Origin of the sequence: Streptomyces sp. NPDC101393, from assembly GCF_044767385.1 — a bacterium.
Taxonomy (GTDB): domain Bacteria; phylum Actinomycetota; class Actinomycetes; order Streptomycetales; family Streptomycetaceae; genus Streptomyces.
The window spans coordinates 40,003-57,432 of sequence record NZ_JBIWNU010000012.1; the positions used below are offsets into that span (position 1 = coordinate 40,003).

Genomic DNA, 17,430 nt, shown 5'->3' on the forward strand with positions numbered 1-17,430 from the left:
GAAGGTAAGCCGCTACTAGCCGGGCGTCAAGTAAGTTAATCGACGCGCCGGGACAGGGCGCCACCCGGCCGGCACCGACGACGCAGGAGAGCACCATGGGCACACCACAGGCGCGCAGGGGCAACACGCGGCAGCGCATCCAGGACGTAGCCCTGGAGCTGTTCTCCGAGCACGGCTACGACAAGACCTCGCTGCGCGAGATCGCCGAGCACCTCGACGTCACCAAGGCGGCGCTCTATTACCACTTCAAGACGAAGGAAGACATCGTCATCAGCCTGTTCCACGACCTGGGCAGGCCGATCGACGAGCTGATCGAGTGGGGCGGGACGCAGCCGCGCACCCTGGAGACCAAGCAGGAGATCCTGCGCCGCTACAGCGAGTCGCTGCGGTCCGCGGAACCCCTCTTCCGGTTCCTCCAGGAAAACCAGGCCGCAGTGCGCGACCTGAGCATCGGCGAGACCTTCAAGGAGCGGGTGCTGACCCTCTTCGAGCTCCTCAAGGAGCCCGAATCGGAGCTGTCCGATCAGGTGCGCTGCATCACGGCGCTGTTCTCGATGCACGCGGGTACCTTCGCGATGCGGAACGTGGAAGGCGACCCCGAGGAGAAGCGCAAGGCCATCCTCGAGGTCGCCACAGAACTGGTCACGGCGGCAAACCCGCCGAGCCGCCGGCCAGCCCGGCCGGACTCAGCTCAGACGGAGTCGCCGTGAGCCCGCAGGAATCCGGTCGGCTCGATGCCCGACCCGTAATTGGGACCGGTGCGGACCTCGAAGTGAAGGTGGGGACCGGACGAGTTACCGGTGCTGCCGGACTTGGCTATCTCCTGGCCGGCACCGACCTGCTGACCGACGTGCGCCTCGATCTTTGACAGGTGCGCGTACTGGGTGAAGGTGCCGCCGTCGTGCTTGATCACGATGGCGTTGCCGTACGCCGGGCCGTCGCCGCCACCATTGGGGCCGGCCTTGACGACGGTGCCCTTGTGCACGGCCTTGACCGTGGTGCCGCTGGGCACGACGAAGTCCTGGCCACTGTGCTTGCTGGTCCACATGTTGCCGGCGAGACCGAAGGTCGAGCCCAGCGTGTACTTGTCGACCGGCTTGACCCAGGCGTTGGCCTTCTTGGCCGCGTCGGCCTTGGCCTTGGCGGCTGCGGCCTTGGCGTCCTTGGCCGCCTTGGCCTGTGCGTCGGCCTGCGCGGTGACGGCGGAGCCGACGCCCGAGGTGAGGTTCGTCAGACCGCCGTCGGCGGCGGTGGCGATGCCTGCGCCCAGCGCGGCGGTGAGGCCGGCGCCGACGACCACGACGGTGGCGCGGTTGCGCAGCGCGGACTTCTTGGAATTACGGATGCGGGTGAACTTCGACATGCGGGTTTGCCCTCCAGAAATTGATTGGTTTCCCGGCTGCGGACCGGGATCGCCATTCCTTGGTAACCCGTCGGCGCCGTCCCGCCAAGGCGCCTTTCTACTACCCCGCCCCGTACCGGAACCGAGGGAATTCGGCCTCTTGCGCTGCCCCCACCCCCGCGGCACCAAACCCCCAAATTAGGACATCTCCACCCGACTCGACCCTCCCCCATACCCCCATTGAACTGGCCATTTCCCCATACGCCGCACGGCCGGACGACAGACCGCCGCAGGGCGGCCCTTCGCCCCGCACCCCGGGGAGCCGAAGGTCCCGCGATCCCCCGGCGGCAATCCCCTAATTCTTTTAGTAGGCCTCGAATCGGCTGTGCGCCATGTCACCGACGAATAAGATCCAACGGTTTATCGCGGGCCTTTCGGGTGTCCGTTTCGGGACCAAGGGCCTTTGTGACGGGGGTTACTCCGGACCCCGGAGAATGTCCGATTTGCTCGGTAATGGGCGGACGAGACGCCGTGCGGCGCGTCATCGGAGCGGCTGCCCCCCCCCCCCCGATCGCACCGCCCCACGCCGGACGCCGCGCCCCCGCAGCTCCGCCGCCCCGCCACCCCCGTCGCCCCGCCACCCCGTCGCCCCGTGGCGTCCGGCGGGCGCCCCCCCCCCGGCCGGCCGCGTCCGCGGCACTGACCGACCGCCACCGCTCCCCTACCCTGAGGCTTCAACCACCTTGACCTGAAACGCAGTTACGGGGAACGCATGGATCCCACGCTCGTCGCCGCCCGCCTCACCCCCGATGTGATCGCCCCGCTGATCCGTACGCTCTTCGTCCACGACGGGCCCGGCACCGACCTCGTCGACCGGCCGGTGCACCTCTCCCGCCTGGTCTCCTTCACCGGCGAGAAGCCCGCACTCACCGAGCGGGACCTGCTCCGGGTCGCCGCGGAGCTCGTCGGGGCGGCCCTGGGCGACGGCCCCCGCGCCCGCCCCGCCACCGCTCCGACGGCCACCGCCACCGCCGCCCGCCCCGTCGCCCCCGGCGAGGACAGCGCCGTGGCCGACGCCCTGGCCCGTACGCTGCGCGCACTCGGCGAGATCGACATGGACGATCTGCAGGCCGCCCGCCTGCTGCCCGCCGAATTCGCCCGCCGGCTGCACGAGACCGTGCCCGGGGTCACCCGCGCGCTGAGCGCCGAGGGCACCCGCTTCCACAGCCTGCTGCTGGACTCCGTCGCGCCGTACATCCTGCGCTTCCTCACGCTGCGTTCCCCGTACGTCGCCCGCGTCCTCACCGAGCAGCTCAGCGGCCACGGCGCCGGCCACGCGCCGTCCCCTTCCAGCGAGGACGCCGCCTTCGAGGAGCGCTACGCGCACGCCACCGCCGTCCTCCACAACCACCTCACGATCTTCGGTATCGACCTGGCGCACTCGCCCGACAGCTGGCCCCTGGACGCCGCCTACCTGGGGCTCCAGTGCGAACCCCGCCCCGTCGGAGCCGGCCCGGCCGGTGCCGCAGGCCCGGCCGGCGGGCCCGACGCCGCAGGCCAGGACGAGCCGCCGGTCCCCGCCGAGCAGGCGCTGTCCGGCCGCAGCAAGGTCCTGGTGCGCGGCGTCGCCGGGTCGGGCAAGACGACGCTGCTGCAGTGGCTGACCGTCGCCACCGCCCGCGACGAGCTGCCCGACGCGCTGGCCACGCTGCGCGGCCGGGTGCCGTTCCTGCTGCCCGTACGCCGCTTCGCCCAGGACGGCTTCCCGTCCCCCGACGCCTTCCTGACCGCCGTCGGCTACCCCGACGCCGGGTCCCAGCCGCCCGGCTGGACGGACCGCGTCCTGGGCTCGGGACGCGCCCTGCTCCTGATCGACGGGATCGACGAGGCCCCCGAGAGCGACCGCGAGGAAGTACGCCGCAAGCTCGCCGACTGGACCGACCGCCACCCCGGCAACATCTGGATCGTCACGTCCCGCCCGTCCGCCGTCCCCGAGAACTGGCTCGCCGCCGAGGGCTTCACCGAACTCTCCCTGGCGCCGATGAGCCGCGAGGACGTCGCCGCGTTCATCCAGCGCTGGCACCGCGCCGCCGCCCAGCAGAGCCCCGCCGACATCGACCGCCTCGGGGCGTACGAGCACACCCTGCTCAACGCCGTCCGGATCACCCGCGACCTGGGCCGGCTCGCCACCAACCCGCTGATGTGCGGGCTGCTGTGCGCCCTGCACCGCGACCGCCGCGGCTACCTGCCCAACGGCCGCAAGGAGCTCTACGACGCCGCGCTGTCGATGCTGCTGGAGCGACGCGACCGGGAGCGGGCGATGGTCGCCACCGACGGCGTCGACCTGACCCGCCAGCCCAAGATCCAGCTGCTGCAGAAACTCGCCCACTGGATGCTGCTCAACGGCCGCTCCGAAATGGACCGGGACGTCGCGATCGAGACCCTCGCCCAGCATCTGCCCGCCATCCCGGACGCCGCGCGCCAGGGCGGGCCCGTGGAGGTCTACCGGCACCTCCTCAACCGCACCGGTCTGCTGCGCGAGCCCACCCCCGGCACCGTCGACTTCGTGCACCGCACCTTCCAGGACTACCTCTCGGCCCGCGCCACGGTGCAGCGGCACGATTTCCCCCTCCTCCTGGAGCACGCCCACCACGACGCCTGGGAGGACGTCATCAGGATGGCGGTGGCCCTGGCCCGCCCCGACGAGTGCGCGGCCCTTCTGGACGGCCTGCTCGCCCCGCACGCCGGTGTGAAGGCCGCCGAGGCCCGGCACCGCAAGCTGCTGGCGGCCGCCTGCCTGGAGCACGCCACCGAACTCGACCCGGCCGTCCGCGCCCGCGTCCAGCGCTTCACCCGCGACATGGTCCGCCCCAGCACCCCGTCCGCCGCCCGCGCGCTGGGCTGGATCGGGCCGATCGTGCTGGAGATGCTCCCCGACCCGAGGCCCGTCCCCGACGACGAGGCGTACCTCCTCGCGATCACCGCCACCTCCATCGCCGACGACATGGCCATCGACTACCTGACAGCGCTGCGCGACCGCGGCCACCACGACGTCCGCGCGCAGCTCGCGGGCGCCTGGCGGCATTACGACACCGCCCGCTACGCCCGCGAGATCATCGCCCACCTCGAACCGGCCGAGCTGTACTTCCCCGTGTCCGACCTGGAGGAGCTGCACGCGCTGCGCCGCCTGGGCGGCCGCCCGCATCTGCAGATCGCCGGGCCGTTCACGCCCGACCAGCTCATCGAGGGCATCCACCCGGCCGAGGGCCTGACCCGGCTCTGGCTCGCCTACGACCTGGGCGTCTCCATGGAGTGGCTGTCGGCCTTCCCGCAGCTGGACACCCTCAAGATCGGCCACCGGATCCGCCCGGTGACCGGCGTCCCCGACGGCATCCGCGTCATCCAGCTGTAGGCCTGCGGGCCCGGGTGGATGGTGCCGGGCCCGCGGGGCCCGGCACACACAGAACTGCCCCGGAACCGTACGGAACGGTTCCGGGGCAGTGCCCGTATGCGGTGCGCGCTGCGTGGCCTCGGTGAGGCCTTACGCCGCTACGCGTCCTTGCTGAGGTTCGTCGAACCGGGACCGCCGGCGGCGGACTCGATCGGCGGGGCGTCCGGCAGGGCCGACTTCTCCTCGCCGCGGAAGGTGAACTTGGCGGTCTCACCCTCACCCTCGACATCGACGACCACGATGTGGCCCGGACGCAGCTCGCTGAAGAGGATCTTCTCCGAGAGTGCGTCCTCGATCTCGCGCTGGATCGTGCGGCGCAGCGGACGGGCGCCGAGCACCGGGTCGTACCCGCGCTTGGCGAGCAGCGACTTGGCCTCCGCGGAGAGCTCCAGACCCATGTCGCGGTCCTTGAGCCGCTCGTCCACCTTGGCCACCATGAGGTCGACGATCTGGATGATGTCTTCCTCGGTCAGCTGGTGGAAGACCACGGTGTCGTCGACACGGTTGAGGAACTCGGGGCGGAAGTGCTGCTTGAGCTCTTCGTTGACCTTGTTCTTCATCCGCTCGTAGTTGGTCTTCACATCGCCCTGGGCGGCGAAGCCCAGGTTGAAGCCCTTGGAGATGTCCCGGGTGCCGAGGTTGGTCGTCATGATGATGACCGTGTTCTTGAAGTCCACGACCCGGCCCTGGGAGTCGGTCAGCCGACCGTCCTCCAGGATCTGCAGCAGGGAGTTGAAGATGTCCGGGTGGGCCTTCTCGACCTCGTCGAAGAGCACGACGGAGAACGGCTTGCGGCGCACCTTCTCGGTGAGCTGCCCGCCCTCTTCGTAGCCGACGTAGCCGGGAGGCGAACCGAACAGCCGCGAGACCGTGTGCTTCTCGCTGAACTCCGACATGTCGAGGGAGATCAGCGCGTCCTCGTCGCCGAACAGGAACTCCGCCAGCGTCTTGGACAGCTCGGTCTTACCGACACCGGACGGACCGGCGAAGATGAACGAGCCACCGGGACGCTTGGGGTCCTTCAGGCCGGCACGCGTACGGCGGATGGCCTGCGAGAGCGCCTTGATGGCGTCCTTCTGGCCGATGACGCGCTTGTGCAGCTCGTCTTCCATCCGCAGCAGCCGCGAGGACTCCTCCTCGGTGAGCTTGAAGACCGGGATGCCGGTGGCCGTCGCCAGGACCTCGGCGATCAGCTCCTCGTCCACCTCGGCGACGACATCCATGTCACCGGCCTTCCACTCCTTCTCCCGCTTCGCCTTCGCGGCAAGGAGCTGCTTCTCCTTGTCCCGCAGGCCCGCGGCCATCTCGAAGTCCTGCGAGTCGATCGCGGACTCCTTCTCCCGGCGCACGTCGGCGATCTTCTCGTCGAACTCGCGCAGGTCCGGCGGCGCGGTCATCCGGCGGATGCGCATCCGGGAACCGGCCTCGTCGATCAGGTCGATCGCCTTGTCCGGCAGGAAGCGGTCGGAGATGTAGCGGTCGGCCAGAGTGGCGGCCGCGACAAGGGCGGAGTCCGTGATGGAGACGCGGTGATGCGCCTCGTAACGGTCCCGCAGGCCCTTGAGGATCTCGATGGTGTGCGGCAGCGACGGCTCCGCGACCTGGATCGGCTGGAAACGGCGCTCGAGGGCCGCGTCCTTCTCCAGGTGCTTGCGGTACTCGTCGAGCGTGGTGGCACCGATGGTCTGCAGCTCGCCTCGCGCCAGCATGGGCTTGAGGATGCTCGCGGCGTCGATCGCGCCCTCGGCGGCGCCCGCACCCACCAGGGTGTGGAGCTCGTCGATGAACAGGATGATGTCGCCGCGGGTGCGGATCTCCTTGAGCACCTTCTTCAGGCGCTCCTCGAAGTCACCGCGGTAGCGGGAGCCGGCGACCAGGGCACCGAGGTCGAGGGTGTAGAGGTGCTTGTCCTTGAGGGTCTCGGGCACCTCACCCTTGACGATGGCCTGCGCCAGGCCCTCGACGACCGCCGTCTTGCCGACGCCGGGCTCGCCGATGAGGACCGGGTTGTTCTTGGTACGGCGGGACAGCACCTGCATGACCCGCTCGATTTCCTTCTCGCGCCCGATGACCGGGTCGAGCTTGGTTTCACGAGCGGCCTGGGTGAGGTTGCGGCCGAACTGGTCCAGGACGAGCGAGGTCGAGGGCGTGCCCTCGGCCGGGCCGCCGGCAGTGGCGGCTTCCTTGCCCTGGTAGCCGGAGAGCAGCTGGATGACCTGCTGCCGCACCCGGTTCAGATCGGCGCCCAGCTTCACGAGGACCTGGGCGGCGACGCCCTCGCCCTCGCGGATCAGGCCGAGCAGGATGTGCTCCGTACCGATGTAATTGTGGCCGAGCTGAAGGGCTTCACGGAGCGAAAGCTCCAGCACCTTCTTGGCACGGGGGGTGAAAGGAATGTGACCGGACGGAGCCTGCTGGCCCTGCCCGATGATCTCCTCCACCTGCTGGCGGACCGCCTCGAGCGAAATCCCGAGGCTCTCCAGGGCCTTAGCGGCGACACCCTCACCCTCGTGGATCAGGCCCAGGAGAATGTGTTCGGTGCCGATGTAGTTGTGGTTGAGCATCCGGGCTTCTTCCTGAGCCAGGACGACAACCCGCCGCGCGCGGTCGGTGAACCTCTCGAACATCGTTAATCGCTCCTCAGAGCGGTCAGGCAGTTAGGGGTCGGTCCCCTCCCTGTCCTTCCGCATGCTAGTCCCGCTGGGCGGGACAGCTCATTCCAACTGCCGACACCCGTCCGGTTCACCTCCACTGTCGTGGAGAAGTCTGCTGCCCGAACAGCCGACATCTGCTCCAACCCGATGGTGCGAGACGATGTTCCCGCAGGCCAGGCATATACGCCCACCTCCACTACGCCCGTGGCGAACGCGGCCTTTATCGACACGCCCGCCTCTCGCCCGCCATCAGCGCGGGCGGGGCGCATTGTGCCCCGGTCACACCGTCTCTTCCCACTGTGAATGTCTTACCCGCTGCCACTGACAGTCCATGCGGAACGGGGCCCTGCCATCCGCTACGGGCGAACACCCGCACGCGACCGAATGCCCTGCCGCGCCCCGCCGGCCGCCCACGGTGCGTATCCGTTCACCGACTCAGCGTAACTTCCTGCGTTTCGGGGAGTTGCACCGGTCATGCCCCGCGCGCTTCCGCGACCCCGCGCCCCTCTCTCCACCGTCCGCCGGTGGTACGAGGAGGAGCTGGGCTGGCCGACGACCGGCGCGGAGCCCGTGGAGCTGCTCACGGGGCTGCGCTTCGACGTCCTGGAGATGCCGGCCGACGCGGGCAGCGCCGTAATGCAGCGCGTGCCGTGTACCGGCCCGGTGGCACTCCTGCGGCCGGGAGGCGGCGGGAAACACTCCGTTGATCGACCGAAATTGCTCATGCTCATCGCGGCCGGAGGCGCGGAGGAACTCCCCGGAATCCTGGAATGGCTGGAGTGGGGCCCTCTCGCACCGGATCTCACCGTGCGCGGAACCGGAGACCGTATGCCGGCCCCGGCGTTCCCCGCACCGTTCTTCCCGGGCGGGAGTCGGTCATCGTGCGGATTCGGCTCGCGGGAGGCCGCTGGATGGGTGCGACCTCCCGAGCCTGGCTGCGAGGCGGAGAATTCCCTGCCCGCCGCACAGCTCACGGCCGTCGGGGCAGGTAACGGGGACGGTGGGGGCGCCCCCGATCTCGTGCGACTCGTGAGCGCGGCGGCGACGGAATGCCACCGGGCCCGGTTGCTGCGTGCTCGTAATGCCCAATCGGATCGCGCGTTCGGCGATCAGCCGTTGGCCTTCTCGTATGCCTCGCGAATGTCGGCGGGGACGCGGCCACGGTCATTGACGTTGTAGCCGTTCTCCTTCGCCCACGCGCGCACCTTGGCGGTGTCCTGGCTGCCGCCGGAAGCCGCACGGGCCTTGCCGCGGCCCGCGGAGGCGCGGCCGCCGGTGCGACGCCCGGCCTTCACGAAGTCTGCGAGCGAGGTGCGCAGCTTCTCCGCGTTCGCGGTGGTGAGATCGATCTCGAAGGACTTGCCGTCGAGGGAGAACGTCACGGTCTCGTCGGCCTCGCCGCCGTCGAGGTCGTCGACAAGAAGAACCTGAACCTTCTGTGCCACCGGGTTTCCCTTTCATCGAATGTGGATTACGACGGAAAGCAAACCGCTTTTCCGGGAAAAACACAAACCCTTGGGTAGGGTTCAGTTGCCCGCAGCCCGGGGAACACATCGTTCCGTAGCCATGAGATAGGGGCGCGATTCGGACATAGAACACTGATCACAGGTGCAGAAGCATCCGACTGTTACCCAGGGTGTTGGGCTTCACTCGTTCGAGGCCGAGGAACTCTGCAACGCCCTCGTCATAGGAACGCAGGAGCTCACTGTAGACATCACCGTCTACGGGAGTCTCGCCGATCTCCACGAAGCCGTGCTTGACGAAGAAGTCGACTTCGAAGGTGAGACAGAAAATGCGCCGTACTCCGAGCCAGCTCGCGGTGCGCAGCAGCTTGTCGAGGACCAGGTGTCCCACCCCCGCGCCCTTCAGTTGCGGGTCGACGGCCAGAGTGCGGACCTCTGCCAGGTCTTCCCACATCACATGAAGTGCGCCGCAGCCGACCACCTCGGCATCTTCGTCCCGCTCGGCCACCCAGAACTCCTGGATGTCCTCGTAAAGCGTGACGGTGGCTTTGTCGAGCAGGATCCCGTTGCGGGAGTAGGCGTCGATGAGGTGGCGTACGGCCGGCACATCGCTGGTCCGGGCCCGGCGGACGGTGAGGCCTTTTGAATGCGGAGGCATGCCGGGACGCTATCGCTCCTTGTCGGCGGTACCCGCTTCGGGTTCCTCGCCTTCGCCGGATGCGCCTTCCTCGGCTTCTCCGGCCGCCGCGGGGGGCGCCGCTTCGGGCGCCGGTGGCGGTTCGTCGACCTGCACCATGCGTACGGCGTCCCGCAGGGCGTGCCGTTGTTCCGGCGACATCATGCCGAAGAAGGCCACGAGAGCGGCCGCGGGGTTGTCACTGGCCGACCAGGCTTCGTTCATCAGTGCGGCTGAGTAGGCGGCGCGAGTGGAGACCGCCTCATATCGATAGGCGCGGCCTTCTGCTTCGCGGCGCACCCAGCCCTTCTGATGGAGGTTGTCCAATACGGTCATGACCGTCGTGTAGGCGATCGACCGTTCCTTCTGCAGATCTTCCAGGACTTCTCGAACGGTGACCGGGCGGTTCCACTCCCAGACCCGCGTCATCACCGCGTCTTCCAGATCACCCAAGGCTCTCACCACACAAGAACAATAGTGGGAGATGTCGCGAATGCCGGTTGATCTCGTTGCGTTTGGTCCAGAAAAAGGATGTACGACCCGGGATGCACTATCCCGGGTCGTACAGGTGCGCGCGGGCCGCCGGAAATCGGCGGCGGGAGCGGGCGGGGCCGCGGCGGAGGGGGCTGCGGTCAGGCGCTGTGCGCCGTGGGCTCCTGGCGGGCGGCCTCGGCGCGGCCGATCGCCGCGTCCACGGCCGCATCCTCCTTGGACTTGTTGTCGCCGCCCTGGCTCTTGACGATCGTCACGATCAGAGCGGTGAAGCCCACGGCCATCACCACGGGCGGGAGCAGCGCTGCGACGTAATCCATGGGTGGGCCTCCTTGGGGCGTGAGGTTTCCAGAGTACGCAGCGTTCAGGCGCTCCAGGCCTCGGGGTGTGGTGCGGGCTTGCGGCGGGGCGGGAAGACCTCGCCGGGCGTGGGGACGGGCCGGCCCGGCCGCTGCGGCTGGGGGCGCGGCTGCGGGCGGGGCGCGGGCCGGGGCGGGGTCTCCTCGGGCACGTCGTCCTCGTCGGCCGTGCCCGGGTGGTCCTTGCCGGCCCCCTCGGCGGCCCGGCCGCCCGGCAGGGCCCGCAGCCGGGCGCGTACGGAGTGCTCGGCGAGCCGTTCGCAGTGGTGCAGCATCGCGGTGCCTCGCTCACTCCCGGAGCCCGGTGTGTGCCGTGCGGCGAGGGTGCGCAGGGCGGCGAGGTCGTCGGGGCCGGGGACGTAGCCGGCCGTCAGCGCTTCGCGGAGCTGCGTGAGATAGCCGATGGCGGAGCCGGGGAGGGCTTCGCGGTAGCGGGCGAGGTCGGCGAGCAGGAAGGCGCGCAGCCGGCCTCCTTCGCGGACCGCCTCGTCCACCGCCTCGGCCAGCCGGAGATATTCCTGGGTGTCCTCCGCCCGCTCCGGGCCGAAGGCGCCGAACGGGGCGGAGGGGGACGTCGACTGCAGGGCATGGGCGAGGGCGCGACGGAGCACACGCAACTCATCGGCGCTGAACGCCATGCCGCCGCGGGTTCCGTTTGGCATAGGCATGGGGTGACTTTACGACCGTTTCGGACAAAAGCCGCTCAATTGGTGTGGGTGGCGCGGCAGGCGGGGGGAATGCCGCGCGAGCCCCTGCGGCCTCGTTCCCGCGCTCCCGCCGCTGCCCGGTCCCCCGCCGCCCGCCCCGATGCGTTCAGGACCGGGCGATGTTCCGCTCGTAGACCAGCCGCAGACCGATGAGGGTGAGCCAGGGCTCGTGCTCGTCGATCACCGAGGACTCGCCCAGCACCATCGGCGCCAGGCCTCCGGTGGCGATGACCGTCACGTCGTCCGGATCGTCGGCCAGCTCCCGCGCCATCCGCTGCACGACACCGTCGACCTGGCCGGCGAAGCCGTAGAGGATGCCGGACTGCATCGCCTCGACGGTGTTCTTGCCGATGACGCTGCGCGGCCGGGCCAGTTCGATCTTGCGGAGCTGGGCGCCCTTGACGCCCAGCGCGTCCACCGAGATCTCGATGCCCGGCGCGATCACGCCGCCGACGTACTCACCGCGGGCGCTGACCGCGTCGAAGGTGGTGGCGGTGCCGAAGTCGACGACCACGGCCGGGCCGCCGAACAGTTCGACGGCCGCCAGGGAGTTGATGATCCGGTCGGCGCCGACCTCCTTCGGGTTGTCCATGAGGATCGGCACGCCCGTCTTGACGCCCGGCTCCACCAGGACCGCGGGCACGTCGCCGTAGTAGCGGCGGGTGACCTCGCGCAGCTCGTGCAGGACCGACGGGACGGTCGAGCAGATGGAGATGCCCTCGATGCCGTCGCCCAGCTCCACGCCGAGCAGCGGGTGCATCCCCATCAGCCCCTGGAGGAGGACGGCCAGCTCGTCGGCGGTCCGGCGGGCGTCGGTGGAGATCCGCCAGTGCTCGACGATCTCCTCGCCGTCGAAGAGGCCGAGGACGGTGTGGGTGTTGCCCACGTCAATGGTCAGCAGCATGGCGGTCAGCGACCTTCGCGCGGCTCGTCGGTGTCCGCGTCCGCGCCGTCGGCCGGGTCGGCGGCGTCGCTCTCCCGCAGGTCCAGGCCGATGTCGAGGACCGGTGCGGAGTGCGTCAGCGCGCCGACGGCGAGGTAGTCGATGCCGGTCTGCGCGTACGTACGGGCGTTGGCCAGGGTCAGCCGGCCCGACGACTCCAGGATGGCGCGCCCCGCGACCAGCGTGACGGCCTCGGCGGTCTGCTCGGGCGTGAAGTTGTCCAGCAGGATCAGGTCGGCGCCCTGGTCGAGGATCGGCGGGATCTGGTCGAGCCGGTCGACCTCCACCTCGATCGGCACCCCGGGGAACGCGTCCCGTACGGCGGTGAACGCCTCGGCGACGCCGCCCGCGGCCACGACGTGGTTGTCCTTGATCAGTGCCGCGTCCGACAGCGACATCCGGTGGTTGACGCCGCCACCGCAGCGCACCGCGAACTTCTCCAGGGCGCGCAGCCCCGGAGTGGTCTTCCGGGTGTCGCGGACCTTGGCCTTGGTGCCGTCGAGGACGTCGGCCCAGGCCCGGGTGGCCGTCGCGATACCCGACAGCCGGCCGAGCAGGTTGAGCGCGCTGCGCTCGGCGGTGAGCAGGTCACGGGTGCGGGTGGTGACGCTCAGCAGGCGGGTGCCGGCCTCGACCCGGTCGCCGTCCTCGACATGCCGCTCGACCGCGAACTCGTCGGTGCAGACGATGGAGAGCACCGCCTCGGCGACCCGCAGCCCGGCGACCGTACCGGCCTGGCGGGCGGTGAAGTCGCCGGTGGCGACCGCGTCTTCGGGGACCGTCGCCACGGTGGTGACGTCCACACCCTGGTCGAGATCCTCCTCGACGGCGAGGTGGGCGATGTCCTCGACCTGGACCGGGTCGAGTCCGGCGTCCACCAGGAGCGCGGCCAGGTCGGGGTCGAGACCGCAGGTCAGCGGGTCGAGTTCGTAGGCGTCGTCGCCGCCGCAGCCGCAGGCGTCGCCGCAGCCGCCGCCGGCGGGAGCCGAGGTCGCGGGCCCGCCGATCTGGACGAGGGGGAGGTCGTCGGAGGTGCTGCTCACGGGGTGCGCTCCGTATCGGGAGAGAGGGACGGTTCGGAGGGGGCGGGCGGGGGTGGCCGGTGTGCGTCGGCCGCCGCCGGGTCGGGCGCGGTCACCGTCGCCGGGAAGGCGGCGGTCGTGGTGGTGCGGACGGTCAGCGCACGGTCCGCGTCGAGCGTGATGCGGAAGTGCCGGCGCCAGGAGGCATCGTCCCGGTCGGGGTGGTCCTCGCGCCAATGGCAGCCACGGGTCTCCTCGCGGCGCTGCGCCGCAGCGACCAGCACCCGGGCGACACAGAGCAGGTTGGTCGCCTCCCACGCCTCCACGCCGGGCACCGGGGGCTTGTCCGCGGGGGCCTCGGCGCCCTCGGGTGCGCCGCTCCGTTCCGTCGCCTCGCGGTGGAGGCGGTCGAGTTCGGCCGCGGCACGGGCGAGCCCCTCGGCGCTGCGCAGCACGCCGGCGCCGGCCGTCATGATCCGCTGCACCGCCGTACGGGTCCCGGGCGCGAGGAGCCGCAGGGTGGCGGGGGCCGGGGCCGGGCTGGTGGTGGGCGACGGCGGGGCCGTCGCGGCGTCGGCGACGATGTCCGCCGCGATGCGCTCCGCGAACACCAGGCCCTCCAGCAGGGAGTTGGAGGCGAGGCGGTTCGCGCCGTGCACGCCGGTGCAGGCGACCTCGCCGCAGGCGTAGAGGCCCGGCACGGTCGTACGCCCGCGCAGATCGGTGCGGACGCCTCCGGAGGCGTGGTGCGCCGCGGGGGCGATGGGTATCGGCTCGCTGACCGGGTCGATGCCGTGGCTGCGGCAGGCGGCGAGGATGGTCGGGAAGCGGTGCTCCCACATCTCGGCGCCGAAGTGGCGGCCGTCCAAGTACATGTGGTCGGTGCCCTGTTCGTGCGCCCGGCGCATGATCGCCTTGGCCACGATGTCGCGCGGGGCCAGCTCGGCGAGCTCGTGCTGCCCGACCATGAAGCGGACGCCGTCGGCGTCGACGAGATGCGCTCCCTCCCCGCGTACCGCCTCGGAGATCAGCGGCTGCTGGCCCTCGGCGTCCGCCCCCAAATACAGGACGGTGGGGTGGAATTGGACGAATTCCAGGTCGGACACCTCGGCGCCGGCCCGCAGGGCCAGGGCCACGCCGTCGCCGGTGGAGACCGCCGGGTTGGTCGTCGCGGAGAAGACCTGCCCCATGCCACCGGTGGCGAGTACGACCGCCGGGGCGTGCACGGCGCCCACGCCGTCGTGCTGCCCCTCCCCCATGACGTGCAGGGTGACGCCGGAGGTACGGCCCTCGCCGTCGGTGAGGAGGTCGAGGACCAGGGCGTTCTCGACGGTGCGCAGCCCCGCGGCGCGGGCCGCCTCGACGAGCGCGCGGGAGATCTCGGCCCCGGTGGCGTCGCCGCCGGCGTGCGCGATGCGGCGGCGGTGGTGGCCGCCCTCGCGGGTGAGGGCCATCTCGTCGCTGCCGGGGGCCGTGTCGAAGCGGGCACCGGCGGCGATCAGCCGGTGGACGGCGTCGGGGCCTTCGGTGACCAGGGCGCGTACGGCCGCCTCGTCGCACAGCCCGGCGCCGGCGACGAGGGTGTCGTCCAGATGCTGCTCGGGGGTGTCCCCCTCGCCCAGCGCCGCGGCGATACCGCCCTGGGCCCAGCGGGTGGAGCCGTCGTCGAGGCGGGCCTTGGTGACGACGACGGTCCGGCGGCCGGCGGCGGCGCAGCGCAGCGCGGCGGTCAGCCCGGCCACTCCGGAACCCACCACGACGACGTCCGCTTCGATGGACCAGCCGGGGGCGGGGGCGGTCAGGCGTATGCCGGTGCCTGCGCCGGTGGTGGTGCCGGTGGGAGTCATCGTGTCGCTCCGGGTGGGCCTTGAGGTGTGGGTGGGGTGGGTGACGTGCGTGACGTATGTGGAGTGGGTGACGTACGTGGAGTGGGTGACGTACCCGCCGTGGGGGACGTAGGTGCGGTGGGCGACGTACGTGCGGTGGTGGTGGGGTGGTTGTGGGGGTCGAAGCTGAGGCGGATGTTGTCGATGAGGCGTGTGGTGCCGACCCGGGCGGCCACGGCCAGCACCGCCTCCCCCTCGTGGTCGTCCGGTACCTCGGTGAAGTCCGACGGGTCGACCAGCGCGACGTAGTCGAGGGTGAGCGGCGGGTCCAGGCTCGCCGCGTCCTCCAGGACCACGGCCGCCGCGGCACGTGCCACGGACGGGCCGCGCGCCGCCCCCGCGGCGGCGTACGCCACGGCGTGCGCGTCGGCGGCCGCCCGGTCCTCGCCGAGTGCGGCCAGCGCCACGGAACGGCTCTCCACGGGGTGGCCGGTGGAGGCGGCGCGGGCGCGCAGCGCCTCCTCGGCCGTGAGCCGGTCGCGCGCCGCGAACAGGGCCGCGGAGAGGGCGAGCGCGGTGCGCCGCTCCGCTCCGGACAGGTAGCGGTTGCGGCTGGAGAGAGCCAGCCCGTCGTCCTCGCGGACCGTGGGGACCCCGACGATCTCGACGGGGAAGTTGAGGTCCGCCGCCATCCTCGTGATGACGGCGAGCTGCTGGGCGTCCTTCTGCCCGTAGAACGCGATGTCCGGGGCGGAGAGGTGCATCAGCTTGGCGACGACGGTCAGCACGCCGTCGAAGTGCCCGGGGCGGCTGGCGCCTTCCAGGAGATCGCCCATCGGCCCCGCGGCGATCCGGATCTGGGGTGCGCCGCCCGGGTAGACCTCGTCGACGGACGGCGCGAACACGACATCGGCGCCCGCCTGCCCGGCCAGGACGACGTCCGCGTCCAGGGTGCGCGGGTAGCGGTCGAGATCCTCCCCCGCACCGAACTGCAGCGGATTGACGAAGACCGTGACGACGACCTGCCCTTGCGGCCCGACCCGGTGGCGGGCGGCCCGCACCAGGGTGGCGTGGCCCTCGTGCAGCGCACCCATCGTCATGACGACGGCCCGCGGGCCACTACGGCGCGGCAGTTCACGCAGCGCGGCGGCGGTGTGCACGAGCCGGGTGGGGGCTTGGGCGGAGGGTTCGGTGGAGGGCCCGGTGGGGGTCTCGGTGGGGGCTTGGGTAGCGGCCTCGTTCGAGGTCGGGGCGGCTGTGGGTGGCGTGGTGGCTCCGGGGGACGTGGCACCGGGGGACGGGGTTCCGGGGGACGAGTGCGCGCCGGAAGCCGGTACCGGGGTCGGGGTGCTCATCGGTCGCCTCCCTGGGGGCCGGTGCCGGGGCCGGGGCCTTCGTCGGTGCCGGGGCCGTCCTCGGGGGTGTCCGGTCCGGGGTGGTCGTCGTCCGGGTCGGGGCCGTCGGCTGCGTCGGGGCCGCCCTGGTCGGGGCCGTCGTGCGGGAGGGTCTCCGGGGAGTCGCCGGGCGGGCGGCCGTGGCTGGTGTCGCCGCCCCGTCCGCCGTGCGCCCGCCCCTTGGACACATCGGCGGACACATCGGCGAGGACGACGAGCAGGTCCTCGGCCAGTTCGGGCTTGAGGAGACCATGGGCCAGCGCGCGGTCGGCGGTCGTACGGGCCATCGCGAGATACCCGGCGACGCTCTGCGGGGCGTGCTTGCGCAGCTCGGTGACATGGGCGGCGACGGTGCCCGCGTCACCGCGTGCGACGGGCCCCGTCAGGGCCGCGTCGCCGGACCGCAGCGCGTTGTCCAGCGCGGCACCGAGCAGCGGGCCGAGCATCCGGTCCGGTGCCTCGACGCCTGCCTTGCGCAGCAGCTCCATCGACTGGGCGACGAGGGTGACGAGGTGGTTCGCGCCGATGGCGAGGGCCGCGTGGTAGAGCGGACGGGACGCTTCCGCGATCCATTCCGGCTCCCCGCCCATCTCGATGACCAGCGCCTCCGCGGCCATCCGCAGCTCGTCGGGCGAGGTCACACCGAACGAGCAGCCGGCCAGCCGCTGGACGTCCACGGGTGTGCCGGTGAACGTCATGGCGGGGTGCAGGGCGAGCGGCAGCGCACCGGCGCGGGTGGCCGGATCGAGCACCGCGGTTCCGTAGCGCCCGGAGGTGTGCACCAGCAGTTGGCCGGGCCGTACGGCGCCGGTCTCGGCGAGGCCGCTCACCAGGCCGGCGAGCGCGTCGTCGGGCACTGTCAGCAGGACGAGATCGGCGCGGGCGAGGACCTCGGCGGGGGGCACCACGGGCACGTCGGGGAGCAGCTCCGCCGCGCGTCGTACGGAGGCGTCGGAGACTCCCGACACCGCGACCGGGCGATGCCCTGCGAGCTGCAGCGACGCGGCAAGGGCTGGCCCGACACGACCTGCGCCGACGACTCCGACGGTGAGCCGGGCGGGGCGGTCCTGGGCCTCGATGGGTGGGAATGCATTCACGCGG

At 71.3% G+C, this 17,430-nt stretch carries 15 protein-coding genes; 3 read left to right on the forward strand and 12 right to left on the reverse strand.

The genetic code is table 11. The features are described 5' to 3' along the window. Positions 1-95 precede the first annotated feature (95 nt). On the forward strand, positions 96-710 hold the full coding sequence (locus ACIRQ7_RS32305; protein ID WP_404266158.1) for a TetR/AcrR family transcriptional regulator: 615 nt from the start codon (positions 96-98) through the stop codon (positions 708-710). On the opposite strand, the gene ACIRQ7_RS32310 is transcribed toward ACIRQ7_RS32305, so the two are convergent. Continuing rightward, positions 692-1,363 (reverse strand): M23 family metallopeptidase, encoded by a 672-nt coding sequence (locus ACIRQ7_RS32310; protein ID WP_403673671.1) that lies wholly within the window; start codon positions 1,361-1,363, stop codon positions 692-694. The genes ACIRQ7_RS32305 and ACIRQ7_RS32310 overlap by 19 nt on opposite strands. Positions 1,364-2,114: 751 nt before the next feature. Here ACIRQ7_RS32310 and ACIRQ7_RS32315 point away from each other — a divergent pair. After that, positions 2,115-4,754: an NACHT domain-containing protein gene (locus ACIRQ7_RS32315; RefSeq protein ID WP_404266159.1), complete on the forward strand. Its 2,640-nt coding sequence runs from the start codon at positions 2,115-2,117 to the stop codon at positions 4,752-4,754. Positions 4,755-4,891: 137 nt separating this feature from the next. On the opposite strand, the gene ACIRQ7_RS32320 is transcribed toward ACIRQ7_RS32315, so the two are convergent. Further along, positions 4,892-7,420 carry an ATP-dependent Clp protease ATP-binding subunit gene (locus tag ACIRQ7_RS32320; protein ID WP_404266160.1) on the reverse strand — a complete coding sequence of 843 codons (2,529 nt, stop codon included), beginning with the start codon at positions 7,418-7,420 and terminating at the stop codon, positions 4,892-4,894. Between the two features lie 501 nt (positions 7,421-7,921). Here ACIRQ7_RS32320 and ACIRQ7_RS32325 point away from each other — a divergent pair. Next, positions 7,922-8,626, forward strand: coding sequence for an SCO3374 family protein (locus ACIRQ7_RS32325; protein WP_404266161.1), 705 nt, complete (start codon positions 7,922-7,924; stop codon positions 8,624-8,626). Here ACIRQ7_RS32325 and ACIRQ7_RS32330 read toward each other — a convergent pair. The 10 genes from ACIRQ7_RS32330 to ACIRQ7_RS32375 all read right to left on the reverse strand — a co-directional run bounded on the left by ACIRQ7_RS32330 (position 8,557) and on the right by ACIRQ7_RS32375 (position 17,426). Continuing rightward, positions 8,557-8,892, reverse strand: coding sequence for an Lsr2 family protein (locus ACIRQ7_RS32330; protein WP_401465708.1), 336 nt, complete (start codon positions 8,890-8,892; stop codon positions 8,557-8,559). The two genes, ACIRQ7_RS32325 and ACIRQ7_RS32330, sit on opposite strands and share 70 nt — an antisense overlap. Before the next feature lie 157 nt (positions 8,893-9,049). Beyond that, positions 9,050-9,568 (reverse strand): amino-acid N-acetyltransferase, encoded by a 519-nt coding sequence (locus tag ACIRQ7_RS32335; protein WP_401465705.1) that lies wholly within the window; start codon positions 9,566-9,568, stop codon positions 9,050-9,052. Positions 9,569-9,577: 9 nt separating this feature from the next. Then, positions 9,578-10,015 (reverse strand): BlaI/MecI/CopY family transcriptional regulator, encoded by a 438-nt coding sequence (locus tag ACIRQ7_RS32340; protein ID WP_401465938.1) that lies wholly within the window; start codon positions 10,013-10,015, stop codon positions 9,578-9,580. 203 nt (positions 10,016-10,218) lie between these two features. Further along, positions 10,219-10,398, reverse strand: coding sequence for a hypothetical protein (locus ACIRQ7_RS32345; protein WP_401465702.1), 180 nt, complete (start codon positions 10,396-10,398; stop codon positions 10,219-10,221). 44 nt (positions 10,399-10,442) lie between these two features. Further along, positions 10,443-11,105, reverse strand: coding sequence for a hypothetical protein (locus ACIRQ7_RS32350; protein WP_404266162.1), 663 nt, complete (start codon positions 11,103-11,105; stop codon positions 10,443-10,445). A 145-nt stretch (positions 11,106-11,250) separates the two neighbouring features. Further along, on the reverse strand, positions 11,251-12,048 hold the full coding sequence (locus tag ACIRQ7_RS32355) for a type III pantothenate kinase (RefSeq protein WP_404266163.1): 798 nt from the start codon (positions 12,046-12,048) through the stop codon (positions 11,251-11,253). Positions 12,049-12,053: 5 nt separating this feature from the next. Continuing rightward, positions 12,054-13,130, reverse strand: a complete 1,077-nt coding sequence (gene nadC, locus ACIRQ7_RS32360; protein ID WP_404266164.1) for a carboxylating nicotinate-nucleotide diphosphorylase — start codon at positions 13,128-13,130, stop codon at positions 12,054-12,056. Continuing rightward, positions 13,127-14,956, reverse strand: a complete 1,830-nt coding sequence (locus tag ACIRQ7_RS32365) for an L-aspartate oxidase (RefSeq protein WP_404266165.1) — start codon at positions 14,954-14,956, stop codon at positions 13,127-13,129. The genes nadC and ACIRQ7_RS32365 overlap by 4 nt, the downstream gene beginning before the upstream one ends. Further along, positions 14,953-16,290: a pantoate--beta-alanine ligase gene (gene panC, locus ACIRQ7_RS32370; RefSeq protein ID WP_404266166.1), complete on the reverse strand. Its 1,338-nt coding sequence runs from the start codon at positions 16,288-16,290 to the stop codon at positions 14,953-14,955. The genes ACIRQ7_RS32365 and panC overlap by 4 nt, the downstream gene beginning before the upstream one ends. Beyond that, the gene (locus ACIRQ7_RS32375; protein WP_404266167.1) at positions 16,287-17,426 is read right to left on the reverse strand and encodes a Rossmann-like and DUF2520 domain-containing protein; all 1,140 of its coding nucleotides are present in this window, start codon (positions 17,424-17,426) and stop codon (positions 16,287-16,289) included. Before ACIRQ7_RS32375 ends, panC begins: the two co-directional genes overlap by 4 nt. Between the last annotated feature and the right edge of the window lie 4 nt (positions 17,427-17,430).

What these genes read in the sequence shown, in the direction of transcription:
- ACIRQ7_RS32340 (WP_401465938.1), bottom strand. Translation starts at nt 10,015, where the DNA reads ATGACGCGGGTCTGGGAGTGGAACCGCCCGGTCACCGTTCGAGAAGTC.
- ACIRQ7_RS32365 (WP_404266165.1), bottom strand. Translation starts at nt 14,956, where the DNA reads ATGACTCCCACCGGCACCACCACCGGCGCAGGCACCGGCATACGCCTG.
- ACIRQ7_RS32310 (WP_403673671.1), bottom strand. Translation starts at nt 1,363, where the DNA reads ATGTCGAAGTTCACCCGCATCCGTAATTCCAAGAAGTCCGCGCTGCGC.
- panC (WP_404266166.1), bottom strand. Translation starts at nt 16,290, where the DNA reads ATGAGCACCCCGACCCCGGTACCGGCTTCCGGCGCGCACTCGTCCCCC.
- ACIRQ7_RS32320 (WP_404266160.1), bottom strand. Translation starts at nt 7,420, where the DNA reads ATGTTCGAGAGGTTCACCGACCGCGCGCGGCGGGTTGTCGTCCTGGCT.
- ACIRQ7_RS32335 (WP_401465705.1), bottom strand. Translation starts at nt 9,568, where the DNA reads ATGCCTCCGCATTCAAAAGGCCTCACCGTCCGCCGGGCCCGGACCAGC.
- ACIRQ7_RS32315 (WP_404266159.1), top strand. Translation starts at nt 2,115, where the DNA reads ATGGATCCCACGCTCGTCGCCGCCCGCCTCACCCCCGATGTGATCGCC.
- ACIRQ7_RS32350 (WP_404266162.1), bottom strand. Translation starts at nt 11,105, where the DNA reads ATGCCTATGCCAAACGGAACCCGCGGCGGCATGGCGTTCAGCGCCGAT.
- ACIRQ7_RS32305 (WP_404266158.1), top strand. Translation starts at nt 96, where the DNA reads ATGGGCACACCACAGGCGCGCAGGGGCAACACGCGGCAGCGCATCCAG.
- ACIRQ7_RS32355 (WP_404266163.1), bottom strand. Translation starts at nt 12,048, where the DNA reads ATGCTGCTGACCATTGACGTGGGCAACACCCACACCGTCCTCGGCCTC.
- ACIRQ7_RS32345 (WP_401465702.1), bottom strand. Translation starts at nt 10,398, where the DNA reads ATGGATTACGTCGCAGCGCTGCTCCCGCCCGTGGTGATGGCCGTGGGC.
- ACIRQ7_RS32325 (WP_404266161.1), top strand. Translation starts at nt 7,922, where the DNA reads ATGCCCCGCGCGCTTCCGCGACCCCGCGCCCCTCTCTCCACCGTCCGC.